Below are 16630 nucleotides of genomic sequence, written 5' to 3'. Positions count from 1 at the left end.
TTTACAGTTTTGGTGATTTTCTATTTTTAGACTGCTGCTCATACGCATATCCAATATTGAACAGTTCCTTTTCACCGAATTGCTTCCCGACAAACACTACACCTACTGGCTCTCCGTTATTATCATATCCTGCTGGCACCGCTAATTCTGGATAGCCAGCTACAGCTGATAGGAGAACTTCTTCGTTGTTAATCATAACTAAAGCATCCAAACCTTTTTCTACTAAATATCTATCTAGCTCTTTTCTTGCATTTTCTTGACTCGATTGCACTATTTTTTCAAACTCATCTTTCGTTATAGCTGATTTTTCAGATCCCTCAATTAATGTTTGTCCATATTTTATTCGTCTATTACTATCCTTTTTATTAAACGCTATAATCTCTTCTAACGATTTTACTGGTACATTTTTGTGCTGTGAAAAATAGTCGTTTACATTATGCTTGAACTCATATTCTAATGTTTGCAAATTATCTACACCCTCAGCACTTAACTGGATATTATCAGTTAATATCGCACCTGCATCTTGAAGGTCTTTTCTAATTTTTTCTGCTACTGCTTTTCTATTTTCATCTTGTTGGTCTACAGAAACAAGAAGCCCTATCTTTTTCCCTTTTAATCCATCTATTGATAAATCCTTTGTATAATCAATTCTTTCTTTATCTTTCATTTTTTCTGTCATAACATCTTTTTCGTCATAACCTATCATTGCATTAAATAACGTTGCTGCATCTTTTACTGTTCTTGCCATAGGTCCTGCTGTATCAAGAGTTTCAGCTAATGGAATAATTCCTGTTCTACTTACCATACCTAAAGATGGACGTAACCCAACTACTGATTGCTGCGCCGCTGGTGCAACAATCGATCCCGTCGTTTCTGTTCCAATTGCAAGCGGCGCAAAATCTGCCGCAACTACTGTAGCAGATCCTGAACTTGATCCTGAAGTATCAAATATGACCGGACCGTACGGATTTAAATTTTGTCCTTTCTTCCCACTATATCCACTTGGCATTGTAAAAGATAAATAGTTCGCCCACTCAGACATATTCGCTTTTCCTAAAACAAATGCTCCTTCTTCTTTCAACTGCTTCACAATTGTTGCGTCTTGATCTGCAATCCAATCTTTTAATACATAAGTTCCTGCACTAGTCGGCATCACTTTTTCCGTCTGTACATTATCTTTTACAACGACAGGAATACCATATAAATTCGAATTTTTGTTTCTACCCCGCTCTTGACCTAACTTTCTTGCTTCTTCCATCGCATTAGGATTTATCTCTGTAACAGAATTTAATGTTATTCCATTTTGATCATGTTCTTGTATTCTAAAGAGATAAATACTCGTTAATTCTTCATATGACAACTTTCCATCATCAATCATTTTTTGAAGCTCATCTACAGTCGCATTTACGACTTCTTTTTCTTTTATCTTTACATTTTCTATATTGATTCCTTTAAGCTGATTATGTATCGGTTGTAGCACTCTTTCTTTATCATATACAATACGCTCAGGTTCCTTTGGAAAATAATTTTTATACACGTAATATCCGCCGGCACACGCTAATAAGACAATGCCTCCAGCGATAGACAGCGTTCCCTTTACCCATTTCTTCATGTTGCTTCCTCCACTCTATAAGGTGCTTCGTTATACGAAAAAGAGAGTTACTTTTTACTTAACTCTCTCCAATCGAAATGCCAAATGAAAAAATGAAAGATTTCAATCTAATTACTTCTTTTTTTGCATTTGCTTCGCTAACATTTCTTTCACTTGATTATACGTTAACCCTGAATTTTTATTTAAACGCTTTACTTCCTCAACATCAGTACCTACCACTGTATATTTTTTCTCATCATTCATTTTTCTAATTCCCTTCTCACCGGATTATTTCTTATATTTCTTCCCTAAATGCGCATAAATTAACACCACTACCAAAAAGGAAGCTGTTTTTAAGCACAGCTTCCTTCTCGTTACATATTGTATTTCTTAATAAAATTTCACTACATCTTCAGTAGGTAAGAACGTTCTTTCTGCTGGTTGTTCGTTTGGTTCACCAAATGGCATTTGACCTACTAAGCTCCACTCTGCTGGAATGTTCCAAGTTTCTTTCACTTCAGCATCTACGATTGGATTGTAATGTTGTAATGATGCACCAATTCCTTCAGCTGATAATAACATCCATACAGTATGTTGTAACATTGCATTTCCTTGATGAGACCAGAATGGGAACTGATCTTTATATAATGGTGCATTTTCTTGCATTTTTTCTACTGTTGCTTGATCTTCAAAGAATAACACAGTCCCAACACCTGCATGGAAGCCTTTTAGTCTTTCTACAGTCGCTTCAAAGTTTTCTGCTGGTACGCGAGCTCTTAGTGTTTCTTTCACAATATCCCAAAACTTTTCATGCTCTCCATCCATTAATACAACCATACGACCACTTTGCATATTGAAAGATGTTGGTGCGTGTAAAGCTGTTTTTAACACTTCTTCAATTCTGTCTTTCGTAATTGCATCGTTTTTTGCTACTTTACGAATTGAACGGCGGTTCACGATTGCTTCTTTTAAATTTGTTGTAGTTGCTGACATGTTAATTCCTCCAAATATTTGTTTTATAATTTATTTTGTTATTTCATAACAAGCGAATTAGCAATATCCATCTGTATTACATTGCATGCCTTCAAATGAATTTTTTTTATCCTTTTCAATTTCTTTATCAATGACTCTTTGTAACGTGTCTTTACTAGCAAGACCTTGAATGACTTCATCTCCAATCATGACAGTCGGAACAGCCATAATATTCGCTTCATCATATGCGTGCTGAATTGCTTCTTGATGCTTTTCTTTATATTTACGAGTTACTAAAGCATCTTTAAATTCTGCTTCAGGAAGTCCTACTTCTACCGCTAATGTTGTTAACACATCAATATCTTCAATATTTTGTTCCTCTTGGAAAAATGCTGTGAATACGCGGTGGTGATACTCATTTCCAAGCCCATGTTCTTTCGCAAATTGACACCCTTCAAAAGCTAAATGTGTATATGGATGCGGAGAAACACGTGGCAAACGCATATCGATTCCTAACTTCTTCGCAGTTGGAAGAATGAATGCATCCCATGAACCTAATTTTTCTGGCTCATTCCATGGATCAATTTTTGAATATGGACTTGGACGTAATTCAAATGGCATCCATTCAATTTCTACATCTTTCTCTTTCGCTACTTCATCTAATGGACCTTTTGCTAAAAAACAAAACGGACATATAAAATCTGAGTATACTTTCATTTTTACAGTCATAACTTTCACACCTTACTTTCATAGTTGTAATCGAATCAGTTACATTAATGTTAAAAAAATATAAATATGATTTAAGCATTCATTTTTTCTTGCAAAGTTTCAAACAACTGCCCCATCGTAATATTTCTTAAAACTTCTTCCATCGCAGATTGTGCTTGTATTAATATAATTTCTAATACCGCTTGAATATTTGCTCCAATTGGACAATCTGGATTCGGTTGCTCGTGAATATGAAATAGCTTGTCTTCTTCCACTACATTCACTGCATGATACACATCTAACAATGTGATTTCATGTAAATCCTTTAATAATCCCGCACCACCTGGACCGCGATTTACATATACAAAACCCGCTTGTTTCAAGTACGACATAATTTTGCGAATGACTACTGGATTTGTGTTTACACTTTCAGCCATATAGTCTGAAGTACAAAGTGAAGATGGATTGTTTTTTAAAATAGATAAAATATGAACAGCTATAGAAAAGCGGCTACTAATTTTCATCGTGATCACCACCTCGATGTAATCATTATAGTTACAACAAAAAGATAAGTCAATCCTTTTCATAGATTTTTTATAAGCAAATTAAAAAGTGTCCCATTATGATATATGAGACACCTCTTTTTATTCTGCAAATAGTACTTGAAATTCCTCAATAAATAGCTGCACAGCTATTGAAGAATCCTTTAATGAAGGAACAGCTAAAGCAATTTCTCTCCATACTTGTGGTTCCAATTCTCTTGTTTGCACATTTTCGGGTAAATTCGTTAAAGATAATTCAGCTAATATTGCAATGCCTAATCCTTCTTGAATCATATTTAAAGCTGTAGTAACTGTCGAAATTACATACTCAGCCCGAAGTGGTACGTTGGCTTGTTTAAACATATCGATAATGGGTGGTTCATATCCGCCCTTACATAATATGATCGGTTCATTCTCTAAATCACTAATTGTAATAGCATCCTTCTTACAAAGAGGATGATCCTCTCTTAAGATAACAACCATTTTCCCCTTCGTTAATGGGACAATCTCCATATCTTTATTAGGCAAAATAACAATTCCTATATCAACAACTCTCGATACTAACCAATCTTCAACTTCTTTAATTGTTCCTTCACAAAGAACGACTTCTAAGTTCGGATACTTCTCCTTAAAAAGGTTTATCATTTTCGGTAAGAAATGTGCAGAAGCACTCGGAAAACTCCCAATTCGAATCGTCCCAACTTCGTGTCCTTTCTCCATCGCAACTTCTTGTTCAATCTTCTCAACACCGTTCAAAATTTCTCTAATATGTACAAGAATTCTATTTCCAACATCGGTAACGATTAGCCCTTTTCGTTTATCCCGTATAAGAATCGTAACTCCTAATTCTAACTCAATACTTGAAATCGCATGGCTAACCGCTGGCTGCGTCATATTTAAAACTCTGGCAGCCTTCGTAAAACTACCTAACTCAACAGTTTTTATTAACACTTGAAGTTGTGTAATGGTCATAACTAATCACTTATACTCCTCATAAAAAAGATTCATTTTATTTATCACAGCCGATATCATATCATAATGAAATGAATAACATCAAGGAGGTCTTACAGTGGCACAGCTTTCTCGAACTAAGACGGCCATAATCCTTACCTTCCTCGTTTTTATGTGGGGAATCAATTGGCCTTTATCTAAGTTTGCCCTGCATTATACACCACCCGTTTTATTTGCAGGCATTCGAACTTTAATTGGAGGATTCATTTTACTCCTTTTCGCTCTACCAAAATATAAAGAATTACATTTAAAAGAAACTTGGCATTTATACGTTATTTCTTCTTTACTTAACATCATTATATTTTACGGGTTACAAACTGTTGGTCTTCAATATATGCCTGCTGGTCTATTTTCCGCCATCGTATTTCTACAACCTGTTTTACTTGGTATTTTCTCGTGGATATGGCTTGAAGAATCAATGTACGGTTTAAAAATTTTCGGGCTTGTACTCGGATTTATTGGTGTAGGAGTTATTAGCTCTAGTAGTTTAACTGGACATATTTCTGTCATTGGAATCCTTCTTGCATTAGGATGTGCTATTGGCTGGGCACTTGGAACAGTATTTATTAAGAAAACTGGTCACCGTGTGAATGCCATTTGGATGGTAACACTTCAGCTTCTTATCGGCGGTCTTTGTTTAGTCGGATTTGGCTCAGAATTTGAAAGTTGGTCTAGTATCGCTTGGAGTATGCCATTTGTTAGTGTACTACTATTTATTTCATTCTTTGTTATTGCAATGGGGTGGCTTGCATACTTCACACTCGTTGGAGCTGGTGAAGCAAGTAAAGTTGGGGCTTATACATTTCTCATTCCTCTAATCGCTATAATTGTAAGTTCAATTTTCTTACATGAGGCCATTACTATTAGCTTATTCATCGGACTATTATTTATTGTAGTGAGTATTTGTTTCGTAAATATAAAGCCGAAAACACTTGCTGTAGGGCAGCGAGTTGAAGTGAAATAAATAAACATAAGAAAGAGCCTACTGTTTGTAGGCTCTTTCTTATCATTTCATGAGTAAAGTCACTTAGAATTTTAACAAATGAAATTTTTTTATTGTATGATGATAATTAAGTAGTAAAAATATTATCTCTAGTACAGATGAGTGGATTTACAATTCCAATTATAAGGGGGGAGTTATATGGTTTTACACTATAAAGAATTTGGAGATACAAGTTCTCCACTTATGGTTTTTATTCATGGGGGCGGAGTCAGTGGATGGATGTGGGACAAACAAATTAATCATTTTACTAACTTTCACTGCCTTGTTCCTGATTTACCTGATCAAGGAAAAAACAGAAATAAAGATCATTTCTCAATACATTTTAGTGCTAAAAAAATCATTGAACTAATTGAAGAAAAAGGACAAGGTAAAACTATTATAGCAATTGGGTTTTCATTAGGTGCTCAAGTGTTAATTGCGATGCTTAGCATGAAACCTGACTTAATCCAATATGCTATGATAAACAGTGCCTTAGTCAAACCCATTCCTTTTGCTAGCACATTTATAAAATCTATTGCGCTAACCTACCCTCTTATAAAGAGTAGGACGTTTTCGAAAATACAAGCCAAATCAATGTATATAGATAAAAAATACTTTGACCACTATTATCATGACAGTTGTCAAATAAGTAAAAATACCTTCATAAGGATGCTAGAAGAAAACATGTCGTTTACAATACCAAAAAACTTTGAGAATGCTAATAGTAATATATTAGTAACTGTTGGAGAAAACGAAAAAAGAATCATGAAAGACTCGTTGACTGAAATCCTTGAAAGTAATCCCAATTGCACAGGTGTTATTATTTCTAAAATCGGTCATGGAATTTCTTTAGCGGACCCTAAGTTATTTAATACTTTAATTGAAAACTGGCTAGAACATGATTCCTTGCCGGAAGACGTAATGACCATCAATTGATTTCCACGTATCAATAAATTTTGTTATATAGTGACCACAACAATGTTGCTATCCTCATTTTACTAATCCCTAAAACTAATAAAAAAGGTCTCATTACTTTCAATGAGACCTTTCAATATTACTTATTTTTTACGACGTACTACAAAAACACACGTACCTACCGACGATACAATCGCCAAAATAGATAAAACAATCGCTATCAATTGCATATTACTAGTACCTTCATTCTTTTCTACACTAGACACTTCACCATGTTCTCCTGTTAATGACGTACCTTTTACAATTGTAGTAAGTGAATGCGGTTTTTCAGCTTTTTCATCGCCTGTCCATTCAACAATTTCTCCGTCTTTATATTGTTGATATGCATCCCAAGCTATTTTTTGTTCTTTATCCGGATTTTTAGCGACGAAAGTAAATCGCTGGAACTGACCAGGTGAAATTCCTTCTCCTGTTGCTTCCCATACTACAGTTTTCACTTTTCCGGCATTATCTTTTTGCTCTCCCACTTTCCATCCTGGCACTGGTTCATACTGTTGGAATTCCACACCCGACGGTATTTTCAGTGTAACTTTTGTTGTTGCTATATTCTTTTCAACTGGTACTTTTATCGTGTAAGTCTCCCAAGAACCAATGTCAGAAGTTGCTGGCTTCACAGTTACGTGCGCACTAACAGGTAACGAAAAAATACCCATTGCAATTACTGTTGCTATCATTGTTGTTCCTAATTTTTTTATACGTTTCATTTTCTATTAGCTCCTTTTCATACATAACTTCTTTTTATCTGCCACCGACAATAAATTTAAAATCTGTATCGAAGCTATCAAGCGATTTCGTTAATCCATGTACTTGTATATTCCAGTTGCCTGTCATATTAATATACATACCTTCTGCTTCATATTCTCCCGGTGAAACTGCCGAAACTTTAAATGATCCTTTTCCCATATTCATATCTAACGATTGAGTCGTTAGTGTAATTTGCTCCATATCAGTAACAGGTTGGCCATTCTCATCCTTCACAGTAATATGAAATGTATTCTGTCCTACCTTATTAGGACTCACATTTAGCGTAAGTTCATATCCATTATCTACTTGTTTACTCTCTGTAAAAGGTCCAGTAGGAGGCATCGGCGGTGTTTGTACGTTTGTCATAAAAGCTACGATTACGAAAATGATAATTCCAATGATAAACTCTACTTTCACCGTAGCGCCTAATCCTTGCTCCGCTCTCATTTTCCCTTTCACATAATGAACAATTCCCAATATCCCCATGAAAATGAATAAAAGTATCTTTGCTAATAAAGCTAATCCATACTTTGTATCAAATAACGAGTGGATTGTTGGAATAAAAAATGTACTGTTAAAAAGACCTGTTATTAAAATCACGATGACAGCACCTGTTGCCCACGGTGAAAAACGCTTAATCATATCCCAATACATATTCCACTTGTTATCCTCTTTACGTAAAAGAAGAATAATAGATGATAAACCACCAATCCATAATGAAGCCGCGAATAAATGTAGAAAATCCATAACGACAGCAATATCTTTAAACTTTAAACCAAATGCGTGACTATTAAAGGCTTTCATAACAAGTATCCCGATAAACAATAGCAATGGAATGCTCCATACTTTAAACGACGAAAGCTTCTCACGCTTCATCGCAACATACGAAGCGATTATAAGCACACTTATAAGAGCCATTTGAGTAATCCATACATAACCAAAAACAGAAAGCTGTAACGTTTCTTTTAATAATAAAGGATTGAATGCTTCTAGCCATGAAACATCAGCATTTATTTTCGCTTGCAGTGGTAGATTGAATAATAAACTAATGAATATACCAATTAATGAAATCCATATTATTTTTTTACTTCTTAATTGAACTTCTATTACGTTCCCTTTATACATAATAAGATTAAAGAATAGAACTCCTATAAATAGTGAGAAACTTGTATATAAAATTCCACGTTCCATAATCATATCAATTTGTGGGACATACCCCATCTCTTCTACTTGTATATCATCTGCTCCCGCTTCCGCTAATCCAACCCGGAACGGGATAACTCCTTGAATTGGATGTCCATCAGCTGAAATCACTTTCCATTGAATAGAGTAAAGACCATTTTTGAGATTGTCTTTTAATCCAGCTTCTAATAGCTTTTTATTTTTTTTATCAATATGAGCATCTTTTAAATCGACCCTTTTACCTGATGTATCTCTCACGTACAATGTATTAAAACTTGAAACTTGTATGTCCTCATCGAATTCGATTTTTACAACAGATGGTGCTTTCTTCAATGTTTCATTTTCAGTAGGGTTTGATTTCACAACGTACGCATGAGCAGATGCACTTTTCGGTATCAATATGATAAGCACACTCGCAAGTAATAGCCATGCCCCTAACCTTCTCATTACTTTCACAATCATTTCACTTCTTTCTTCCTCATCGCTATACTTTTATTACAGCTACTTTCAAATTCAATCCCTTGGCGAAATATTAACTTGATTAAATATAAACTTCTATACAGTATAACTCTTTATTTCTCTCTCACCTCTAAACTTCTAATACAATAGTAACTACCTTCATAGATACTACTTACATTTTTAAAGTCGATTGTTATTATATCACAAAATATATTTACGTAAGTTCCTGAAGAAGAAAAGTTATCGTGAATCATTTGTGAAGAAAGTGTGAAATACAAAGTAAAAACTTTAATCCTCCCCACACAAGTTAATCTCTGGACTAACTCCCTCGGCGTTCAACCTATTTTAAGATTGGAGTCTTAATGTACACGAATAGCAGAATAAATAAAAAAGTATTACGTTATTACGTAATACTTTTCCAGATAATTATAATACTCAATAATCGTTCACATGGATATGATAAATCAATCTTTTAACAGACTTATCATGAATTGTATGCTCTAACGTTAAAATAAATCGTTCTTCACATTTGTTGTGTTTCAACACAACCTTTCTTTTTTAAAATTCATTTTCTTTTTTAGAGTTTACTTCAATTATTTTTAACAACTGTTTTACTCTTTTATCATATGTATGTTCAATTAGTGTTTTTCTAAATCCCTCCATAGCAATTTTCTTTCTTTGTAATGGATTCGCTAAATATCTTTCTGCTTTCTCTATAAAATCAACCGATGAAGTAAATGTCTCAATTTGTATCCCTGGAATATAGCACTTTTCCAAGTCCGAACGAATATCCGTCATTTGAAAAGCACCTGTACTAGCTATTTCGAATGTACGATTATTAATGGAACAAGCATTTATTTTTACTCTATTTATATTAAACGTTACATCCTCTATCGATCGATGTATATTCATGTTAATTTTACTTTTTTTGTAATATTCCATACTATTTTTATAAACTAAAAATGGTAAAAGTTTTATTTTATCCTTCAATAACTCATAACTTTTTAGTCTATCCCAATTACATCCTATAATTAGAGTATTTTTAGTCGCTAAGTACTCTGCAATTGAATCAATAAACTCAAGCCGATTATCAAAAGCTGTGCCTATGAAACTGATATCAAATAAGTATTCCTCTTCCGTAAGTATCGGCGTATATATAGGAGGTTCTGCCGCTAAAGGCAAGTAATACACATTATCACAGCCTAAATCTTTATAAAAATCAATACACCCTGTATCTTGTGTAAAAACATAATCATAATCAAGCACTAAGTTTTTCGTCACATCTGTAAAATAAGGATCATCTGTAAGCCAAAGTGCAGTCTTAAAGTTATATTGTTTTAATTCTTGAATCCCTTTACTTATCCCTTCTTCAAAACCGTGAAAGACAATGATAAGAGCTGGTTTTATCTTCAAAGCTGTTTTCACCATGTTTTCGTATGTTACCATCGTTACATTACCAACTGCCTTTTTCAAACTATTAAATATAGACTCCTCTAGCACTGGAAAATATACAGTAACACTAGATTTTACAAATAATACGTTAAAATTTTCTGCACTATATGAAATCGTCACAAATAGCCACACTCCAATACATGAAATTAACTATTTATACTGTCTAAAAATATATAGTTGCTTACAAACCGCGCTTTTTTCTTCACATACCTTTATGCAAAATGAGGCTTTCTACCCAATAGCCTGCTTTAATTTTTGTTCATTCCTATATAGGAAAGCTTCATATCATATATATTCAACTTGTCGAAATACTTTCATCAAAACATTGAAAAAAAACATAAAGTGAATCTTGAATAAGTGTTTTTTGTTCATCTTCACAAATAGCAGGATAAATAAAAAGGTGTCACTTAGTACATAACACCTTTTTTAAAGCTTCTTTTATTTTTCTTCCGGATAATCACAATACTCTATGATTGTTCCCTCTGTATCCGCTGGGTTAAGGTAGATTAATCTTCTGCCGTGTTTATTAATTCGAAGTGTATGCTCTAACGTTCGAATTCCTTGTTCTTTTAATTCTTCTAAAGCTATATCTAAATCATCTACACGATACGCAACGTGATGTACACCTTTACCTTTTTGTTTTATAAATCGGGCAATTGGTGAAGTAGTGTTATTTGTCGGCGCAAGCAATTCAATTCTATCTCCATCCACTTCAAGAATGGCTACTTCACTTTCAACACCAGGTGCTTCACTTACATAACGATCTATTAATGTTCCTAACAAAACCTTTTCATAAAAACGTATCGTACTATCTATATCTCGAACTGCGATGCCTATATGATCAATTGTTTTTTTCATTTTATATCCCCTACTACTTTATTTTCTTTCATTATTAATAGTAACAAAAAAAGCTATAGAAACAAGTAATCTGTACCCTTTGTAAAGGACATTTTGAAAAAAGTTAGGCAACATGAAGAAGATGATTTCTGTATCCAACAGGAGTCATCTTTTTTAAATTCCATTGATATCTATAGTGATTATAGTACGTCATATATTTCTTAATCTCTTGTTTCAACTCATCAAAGGATGCGCAAGGTTTTATATGAGCTTCATCTTTCAGATGACCAAAAAAAAATTCTTGTGGGGCGTTATCCCAACAGTTTCCTCTTCTTGACATGGATTGTCCAAGGTTTAGCTTTTTGACTAGCCTTTGATAGGTTGGGCTTGTGTAGTGGGCTCCTTGATCTGAATGAATATAAGCACCTTCAATCAATCGAATCCGCGGATTCCTTTTTAGTTTATGGAGAGTGGTCGTTACGAGCTCTAATGTCATTTGTTCTGAAACATGGTAAGCTAAAATTTCATTAGTTGAGCCGTCTAAAATTGTAGATAAATAGGCCCTTTGATTCTTACCGTAAACTAAATAGGTGATATCTGTAAGAAGTGTTTTCCCTGGGGTATTTTGTTTAAATTCTCGATTTAATTGATTCGGTACTATTCGATGTTCTTTTGTAGCTTTAAGCATTCTTTTATAAGGATTCGCTTTGCGAACCGGACAGACAATCTCGTATTTCTTCATAATTCTACGGATACGCTTTAAATTGTAGACAACTTCAAACTGACCCGCCAATGTCATCTTTATCTGACGAGCCCCCTTCTTTCTATTTCTAAATCGAAGTGCTTTTAATATGGTTTCCTTCAAGATTTCATCTCGATCACTCTTTTGTTTTCGTTGTTCTTGAGATGAAACTGAAAAGTAATTATAGTATCCCGAACGGGATACACCAGCTATTTTACACAAATAACTGACCATATTCCTTAAGTTGTATTTCATGATGACAGAACGAATCAAGATGAATTTCTGACTAGATGGTAGTGTTATTTCCTTCTCATCCTCCCTTCCATAAGTTTGATTTTTTTTAGCAATTCGTTTTCCGCCTTTAGTAAGTTTCGTTCGGCTTCTAAACGGGCATACTTTTCTTCTAACGTAAGCTCTCTCTCAAGAGTTCTTCCGGCGTTTTCGATACGTGTATCCCTTAAACCCAATACACCATTTTTTCTATAAGCAGCACGCCATCTACTTCCCGATGACATAACCCGTTTCATTCCAATCATATCTATATCAAAACCACATTCTTCAAAAATATTTCGAGGTAGCTTTCCTTTTTCATTTTCCTCAATAAAAATATGCTTAAATTCCTCTGTATAAGTGATACCTTTCTGACTTACAGATTTTACGTATAAGTTATTTGATAGAATTTGAATTTCTCTTTCTGTAAATAGCTTTTTTGTCATTTTCAACATTCTCCGATCCCAATTTTCTTTTTATTATACAAGAAATACCCTATAGAATAGACTTTTTTCAAGTGTCTATTCTATAGGGTACATTTTAAAGTTCTATAACTTTTTTATTTAACCTATTTTCTTATTCGTATTTGCTGCTGGTTGAATTTGATTTTTTGGTTTTAAAACGCTAATGCCATATCCGATAAATCCACCAATAATCGCTGGGAAGATCCAGCCTAATCCTACTTCTTGCATCGGAAGGAATTTAGTGAACACTTGGCTTACTACTTCAATGTTAACTCCAGCTGCACTTAATCCATCGAATAAGCTGATAATAAATGTTACAGTTAAGCTCACTTGATAAACTTCAGCTCTTCCTTTGAATAATGAATGGAAGAATGTTAAGAAAATCAATACGATTGCAAGTGGATAAATTGCTGTTAATACTGGAACAGAAACTGCAATTAATTGCGTTAATCCTACATTTGCAACAATTGCACTAAATACACATAGCGTGACTGCAATTGCTTTGTATGGAACATTTGGGAATAACTTATGGAAGAATGAAGAACACGCTGATACAAGTCCTACACTAGTTGTTAAACAAGCTACTGTAATCATTAATCCTAATAATACTCCACCATATGATCCAAAATAGTAGTTAGAAACTTTCGCTAATACTTCTCCGCCGTTCTCTAAATGTCCAAGCTTTGCAACGCTTGAAGCACCCATATAAGAAAGAGCTGTATAGATAATTGCTAAAATAGATGCTGCAATGATTGTCGCTTTTGCACAAACGACCATAATTTGTGTTTTCGTTTTCGCACCTTTTTCTTTAATTGCATTAATGATGATGATTCCGAATACAAATGATGCAAGCGTGTCCATCGTTAAGTATCCTTCTTGGAATCCTTTAAAGAATGCGTGTGATGTATAAGCTTCAACTGGTGCTTGCATTTCTCCAATCGGGTGAATAAAAGCAACGATTACTAAAATACCGATGAATGTTAATTTAATTGGCGTTAAGATTTTTCCAACAATATCGACAATTTTCGCGGGATTTAGCGAAAAAAAACAAGTGATACTAAAGAATATAATTGTGAAAAGAATTAAAGGTGTAGAACCTACCCCCTCTGGCATAAACGGCTTAAGACCAATTTCATAAGATACATTTCCTGTTCTCGGTATTGCAAATAACGGACCGATCGCTAAGTATAAAACTGTTGTAAATACAATCCCGAACACTGGGTGAGCACGACTTGCTAATGACTGTAAATCATCTTTACCCGAAAAACCAAATGCTAGTACACCTAGTAATGGTAATCCAACACCTGTTACTAAAAATCCAGCGTTAGCAATCCATACATTTTCTCCTGCCGATTGACCAAGCATTGCCGGGAAAATTAAATTTCCTGCTCCAAAAAATAGTGCAAATAACATTAATCCAATAACTACTATGAACGAAAACGGTACTTTATTCGCCATAATATAACCCCCATTCAAATTTCCTTATCTCATTTTCCAATTTTAACTAATTGAATTTTCTGAATATTTAATTTGAGTATCAACTATTCTTGAACTCATTATAGTTTGCTATATAATATTTTGCAATACTATTTTCAAACTTTTCTTTTATTTTATAAATATACATTTTTTAACATGAAAAATAGACTAAAAAACCAACATGGTCATCCATGTTGGTTTTTCCATTTTACTATCAATTAATTAAAATTTTGCCGCTACTTTCTTAACGTTCTCTAGACCTTCTTCAACAATTTGTTGTGAGCGATCTGGATATTGGTTGTGCCCTTCAATTACAACAGTCTCTGGATTTGTAATTCCCCAGAATCCAAGTACAGTTGTTACGTAATTAACTGCCATTTCCATAGGAGCCATTTGTTCTGAAGAGTAATCTGAACCACGAGCACCTAATACAACTACTTTCTTACCACCAGCTAAACCTTCTGGACCATTTGCTGTATATTTAAACGTTTTTCCAGCTTGAGATAAGTATGAAATATATGTGATTAACGGTGCTGGTACTGTAAAGTTCCATAGTGGGAACGCGAATACAACTTTATCAGCTTCTAAAAACTGATTTAAATATTGATCTACTGTAGCAACAGCCTTCTCTTCTTCAGCTGTTAACTCCATACCTTGACTACGTTTGTATCCACCTGAAATAGCGATATTTCCGTAATAAGGAAGATCTAATGCAAATAAATCTAACTCTGTAATTTCTGTATTCGGATTAGCTTCTTTATAAGTATTTACAAATGTTTCATACATTTTTGAACTAATTGCTTGCTCCGCTGGACGATCGTTTGCTTTTACAAATAATACTTTTGACATTGTTTTATTCCCCTCTACTTTTGTATTTTCTTCTTTTTTACCAAATAACGAGCTAAATAATCCCATTTTCTTCACCTAAACTTTCTTATCATATTCATTATTCATCATCATAAAAATTCTTATTCTAATAAAAAGTTCCAATTGATACCTTAAGTAAAGTTAATTAAAACTTTTTGTTATTTAATTACCTTATGTAAGTGATTGTAATATATCTACTTACTTTAGTCAAGTAACTTTAAATAAAAAATAATATCTTGGATTAAAAACATTAACTAAAACTCAATTGAACACCAAATACCTCTATATTAATTGTATAATAAACTTAGAAAGGAAAATTCATATTTAGAAAGGTTTTACTCATGAGCACTATAGAAAAGATTCAAACTTTTATTATTCTTTTTGCTGTTACATGCGGCATCATACTCGGGCAATTTAATTTCATACATATGTATTCAGAGCAATTTATTGTCCCCTTCTTATTTTTCATGCTTTATGGATTATTCCTCAGCATCCCATTGAAAGAAATAAAAAATGGATTCCGCAACTTAAAATTTGCTGGAACAAGTCTTACTATTAACTTCTTATGGACACCTTTACTCGCTTGGGGGTTAGGAGCACTATTTCTTTCAGATCACCCAGCACTTTGGGTTGGATTTATCATGTTAATGGTTACTCCATGTACAGATTGGTACTTAATCTTTACTGAAATAGCGAAAGGTAATGTAGCACTTTCTACAGCGATTTTACCGGTAAATTTAATTTTGCAAGTACTACTACTTCCCATTTATTTATTTTTATTCGCTGGTGTTATGAAGACTGTAGCGGTTTCTGTTTTAGTAGAAAGTATTGTTATCGTAATCGTCTTACCATTTTTACTTGCACACGCTACAAAATTCATTATGAATAAACTGAAAAAAGCTGAAACGCTCGAGAATAAACTCATTCCGTTTTTCAGCTCTGCCCAAATTGTATTTTTAAGTTTAGCAATAGTAGCGATGTTTGCATCACAAGGTAAATATTTACTACAAAATATGAATGTTGTTTTATTATTACTCGTTCCTGTTCTATTGTTCTTCATCATTAATTTTGTACTAGGACAATTTATCGGCCGCATTATGCATTTATCTTATAAAGATACAGTAAGTCTAAATTTAACAACGTTAGCAAGAAACTCGCCTGTTGCACTCGCTATTGCTGTGACAGCCTTTCCAGATGAGCCTCTTATTGCACTTGCACTCGTTATTGGACCATTAATTGAGTTGCCAGTACTTGCTTGTGTTTCACAAGTTTTATTACTTATTAAGAAGAAACAGCAATATACATAATAAAAAACGTCCTGCTATAGGACGTTTTTTATTTTTGAAAAGTCTCATA

16 protein-coding genes are annotated in these 16630 nt (G+C 33.8%); 3 read left to right on the top strand and 13 right to left on the bottom strand.

The genetic code is table 11. The features are described 5' to 3' along the window. Position 1 precedes the first annotated feature (1 nt). From ATN06_RS09735 to ATN06_RS09710, 6 genes are all read right to left on the bottom strand, one after another. The gene (locus ATN06_RS09735) at positions 2-1612 is read right to left on the bottom strand and encodes an amidase family protein (RefSeq protein WP_060630458.1); all 1611 of its coding nucleotides are present in this window, start codon (positions 1610-1612) and stop codon (positions 2-4) included. Positions 1613-1723: 111 nt separating this feature from the next. Next, positions 1724-1855 carry a hypothetical protein gene (locus ATN06_RS29580; RefSeq protein ID WP_000997344.1) on the bottom strand — a complete coding sequence of 44 codons (132 nt, stop codon included), beginning with the start codon at positions 1853-1855 and terminating at the stop codon, positions 1724-1726. Positions 1856-1981: 126 nt separating this feature from the next. Further along, positions 1982-2584, bottom strand: a complete 603-nt coding sequence (locus ATN06_RS09725) for a nitroreductase family protein (RefSeq protein ID WP_001277009.1) — start codon at positions 2582-2584, stop codon at positions 1982-1984. 57 nt (positions 2585-2641) lie between these two features. After that, complete coding sequence (locus ATN06_RS09720) at positions 2642-3292, bottom strand: DsbA family oxidoreductase (RefSeq protein WP_060630457.1); 651 nt, start codon at positions 3290-3292, stop codon at positions 2642-2644. 71 nt (positions 3293-3363) lie between these two features. Further along, positions 3364-3795: an Rrf2 family transcriptional regulator gene (locus ATN06_RS09715; protein WP_000704073.1), complete on the bottom strand. Its 432-nt coding sequence runs from the start codon at positions 3793-3795 to the stop codon at positions 3364-3366. Positions 3796-3915: 120 nt separating this feature from the next. Further along, on the bottom strand, positions 3916-4785 hold the full coding sequence (locus ATN06_RS09710) for a LysR family transcriptional regulator (RefSeq protein WP_060630456.1): 870 nt from the start codon (positions 4783-4785) through the stop codon (positions 3916-3918). 97 nt (positions 4786-4882) lie between these two features. On the opposite strand from ATN06_RS09710, the gene ATN06_RS09705 reads away from it, so the two are divergent. Then, entirely contained in the window at positions 4883-5788 is a 906-nt protein-coding gene (locus ATN06_RS09705) for a DMT family transporter (protein ID WP_060630455.1), read from the top strand. A gap of 177 nt (positions 5789-5965) precedes the next feature. Further along, positions 5966-6742, top strand: coding sequence for an alpha/beta fold hydrolase (locus ATN06_RS09700; protein WP_060630454.1), 777 nt, complete (start codon positions 5966-5968; stop codon positions 6740-6742). 122 nt (positions 6743-6864) lie between these two features. On the opposite strand, the gene ATN06_RS09695 is transcribed toward ATN06_RS09700, so the two are convergent. From ATN06_RS09695 to ATN06_RS09660, 7 genes are all read right to left on the bottom strand, one after another. Beyond that, entirely contained in the window at positions 6865-7485 is a 621-nt protein-coding gene (locus ATN06_RS09695; protein ID WP_060630453.1) for a YcnI family copper-binding membrane protein, read from the bottom strand. A 34-nt stretch (positions 7486-7519) separates the two neighbouring features. Continuing rightward, positions 7520-9169 carry a copper resistance CopC/CopD family protein gene (locus ATN06_RS09690; protein ID WP_060630452.1) on the bottom strand — a complete coding sequence of 550 codons (1650 nt, stop codon included), beginning with the start codon at positions 9167-9169 and terminating at the stop codon, positions 7520-7522. 555 nt (positions 9170-9724) lie between these two features. Beyond that, positions 9725-10738: a CgeB family protein gene (locus tag ATN06_RS09685; RefSeq protein WP_060630451.1), complete on the bottom strand. Its 1014-nt coding sequence runs from the start codon at positions 10736-10738 to the stop codon at positions 9725-9727. A 318-nt stretch (positions 10739-11056) separates the two neighbouring features. After that, entirely contained in the window at positions 11057-11476 is a 420-nt protein-coding gene (locus ATN06_RS09680; RefSeq protein WP_060630450.1) for a VOC family protein, read from the bottom strand. A 103-nt stretch (positions 11477-11579) separates the two neighbouring features. Beyond that, a protein-coding gene (locus ATN06_RS28240) for an IS3-like element ISBce14 family transposase (RefSeq protein WP_088116071.1) occupies positions 11580-12922 on the bottom strand; the annotation gives its coding sequence in 2 pieces (ribosomal slippage) (positions 11580-12541 and positions 12541-12922; 1344 coding nt in all). Between the two features lie 108 nt (positions 12923-13030). Next, complete coding sequence (gene brnQ, locus ATN06_RS09665; RefSeq protein ID WP_060630448.1) at positions 13031-14389, bottom strand: branched-chain amino acid transport system II carrier protein; 1359 nt, start codon at positions 14387-14389, stop codon at positions 13031-13033. A 240-nt stretch (positions 14390-14629) separates the two neighbouring features. Then, on the bottom strand, positions 14630-15322 hold the full coding sequence (locus ATN06_RS09660) for an FMN-dependent NADH-azoreductase (RefSeq protein ID WP_060630447.1): 693 nt from the start codon (positions 15320-15322) through the stop codon (positions 14630-14632). A gap of 293 nt (positions 15323-15615) precedes the next feature. On the opposite strand from ATN06_RS09660, the gene ATN06_RS09655 reads away from it, so the two are divergent. Continuing rightward, on the top strand, positions 15616-16581 hold the full coding sequence (locus ATN06_RS09655) for an arsenic resistance protein (RefSeq protein ID WP_060630446.1): 966 nt from the start codon (positions 15616-15618) through the stop codon (positions 16579-16581). The last annotated feature ends 49 nt before the right edge of the window (positions 16582-16630 follow it).

The organism is Bacillus thuringiensis (assembly GCF_001455345.1).
In the GTDB taxonomy this organism is placed as follows: Bacteria; Bacillota; Bacilli; order Bacillales; family Bacillaceae_G; genus Bacillus_A; species Bacillus_A thuringiensis_N.
Note: the sequence above shows the minus strand (reverse complement) of the source record. Positions and strands in the feature narration are given on the sequence as shown.

Coding starts and splice junctions, on each gene's coding strand:
- ATN06_RS09735 (WP_060630458.1), bottom strand. CDS start 1,612: ATGAAGAAATGGGTAAAGGGAACGCTGTCTATCGCTGGAGGCATTGTC.
- ATN06_RS29580 (WP_000997344.1), bottom strand. CDS start 1,855: ATGAATGATGAGAAAAAATATACAGTGGTAGGTACTGATGTTGAGGAA.
- ATN06_RS09725 (WP_001277009.1), bottom strand. CDS start 2,584: ATGTCAGCAACTACAACAAATTTAAAAGAAGCAATCGTGAACCGCCGT.
- ATN06_RS09720 (WP_060630457.1), bottom strand. CDS start 3,292: ATGACTGTAAAAATGAAAGTATACTCAGATTTTATATGTCCGTTTTGT.
- ATN06_RS09715 (WP_000704073.1), bottom strand. CDS start 3,795: ATGAAAATTAGTAGCCGCTTTTCTATAGCTGTTCATATTTTATCTATT.
- ATN06_RS09710 (WP_060630456.1), bottom strand. CDS start 4,785: ATGACCATTACACAACTTCAAGTGTTAATAAAAACTGTTGAGTTAGGT.
- ATN06_RS09700 (WP_060630454.1), top strand. CDS start 5,966: ATGGTTTTACACTATAAAGAATTTGGAGATACAAGTTCTCCACTTATG.
- ATN06_RS09695 (WP_060630453.1), bottom strand. CDS start 7,485: ATGAAACGTATAAAAAAATTAGGAACAACAATGATAGCAACAGTAATT.
- ATN06_RS09690 (WP_060630452.1), bottom strand. CDS start 9,169: ATGATTGTGAAAGTAATGAGAAGGTTAGGGGCATGGCTATTACTTGCG.
- ATN06_RS09680 (WP_060630450.1), bottom strand. CDS start 11,476: ATGAAAAAAACAATTGATCATATAGGCATCGCAGTTCGAGATATAGAT.
- brnQ (WP_060630448.1), bottom strand. CDS start 14,389: ATGGCGAATAAAGTACCGTTTTCGTTCATAGTAGTTATTGGATTAATG.
- ATN06_RS09660 (WP_060630447.1), bottom strand. CDS start 15,322: ATGGGATTATTTAGCTCGTTATTTGGTAAAAAAGAAGAAAATACAAAA.
- ATN06_RS09655 (WP_060630446.1), top strand. CDS start 15,616: ATGAGCACTATAGAAAAGATTCAAACTTTTATTATTCTTTTTGCTGTT.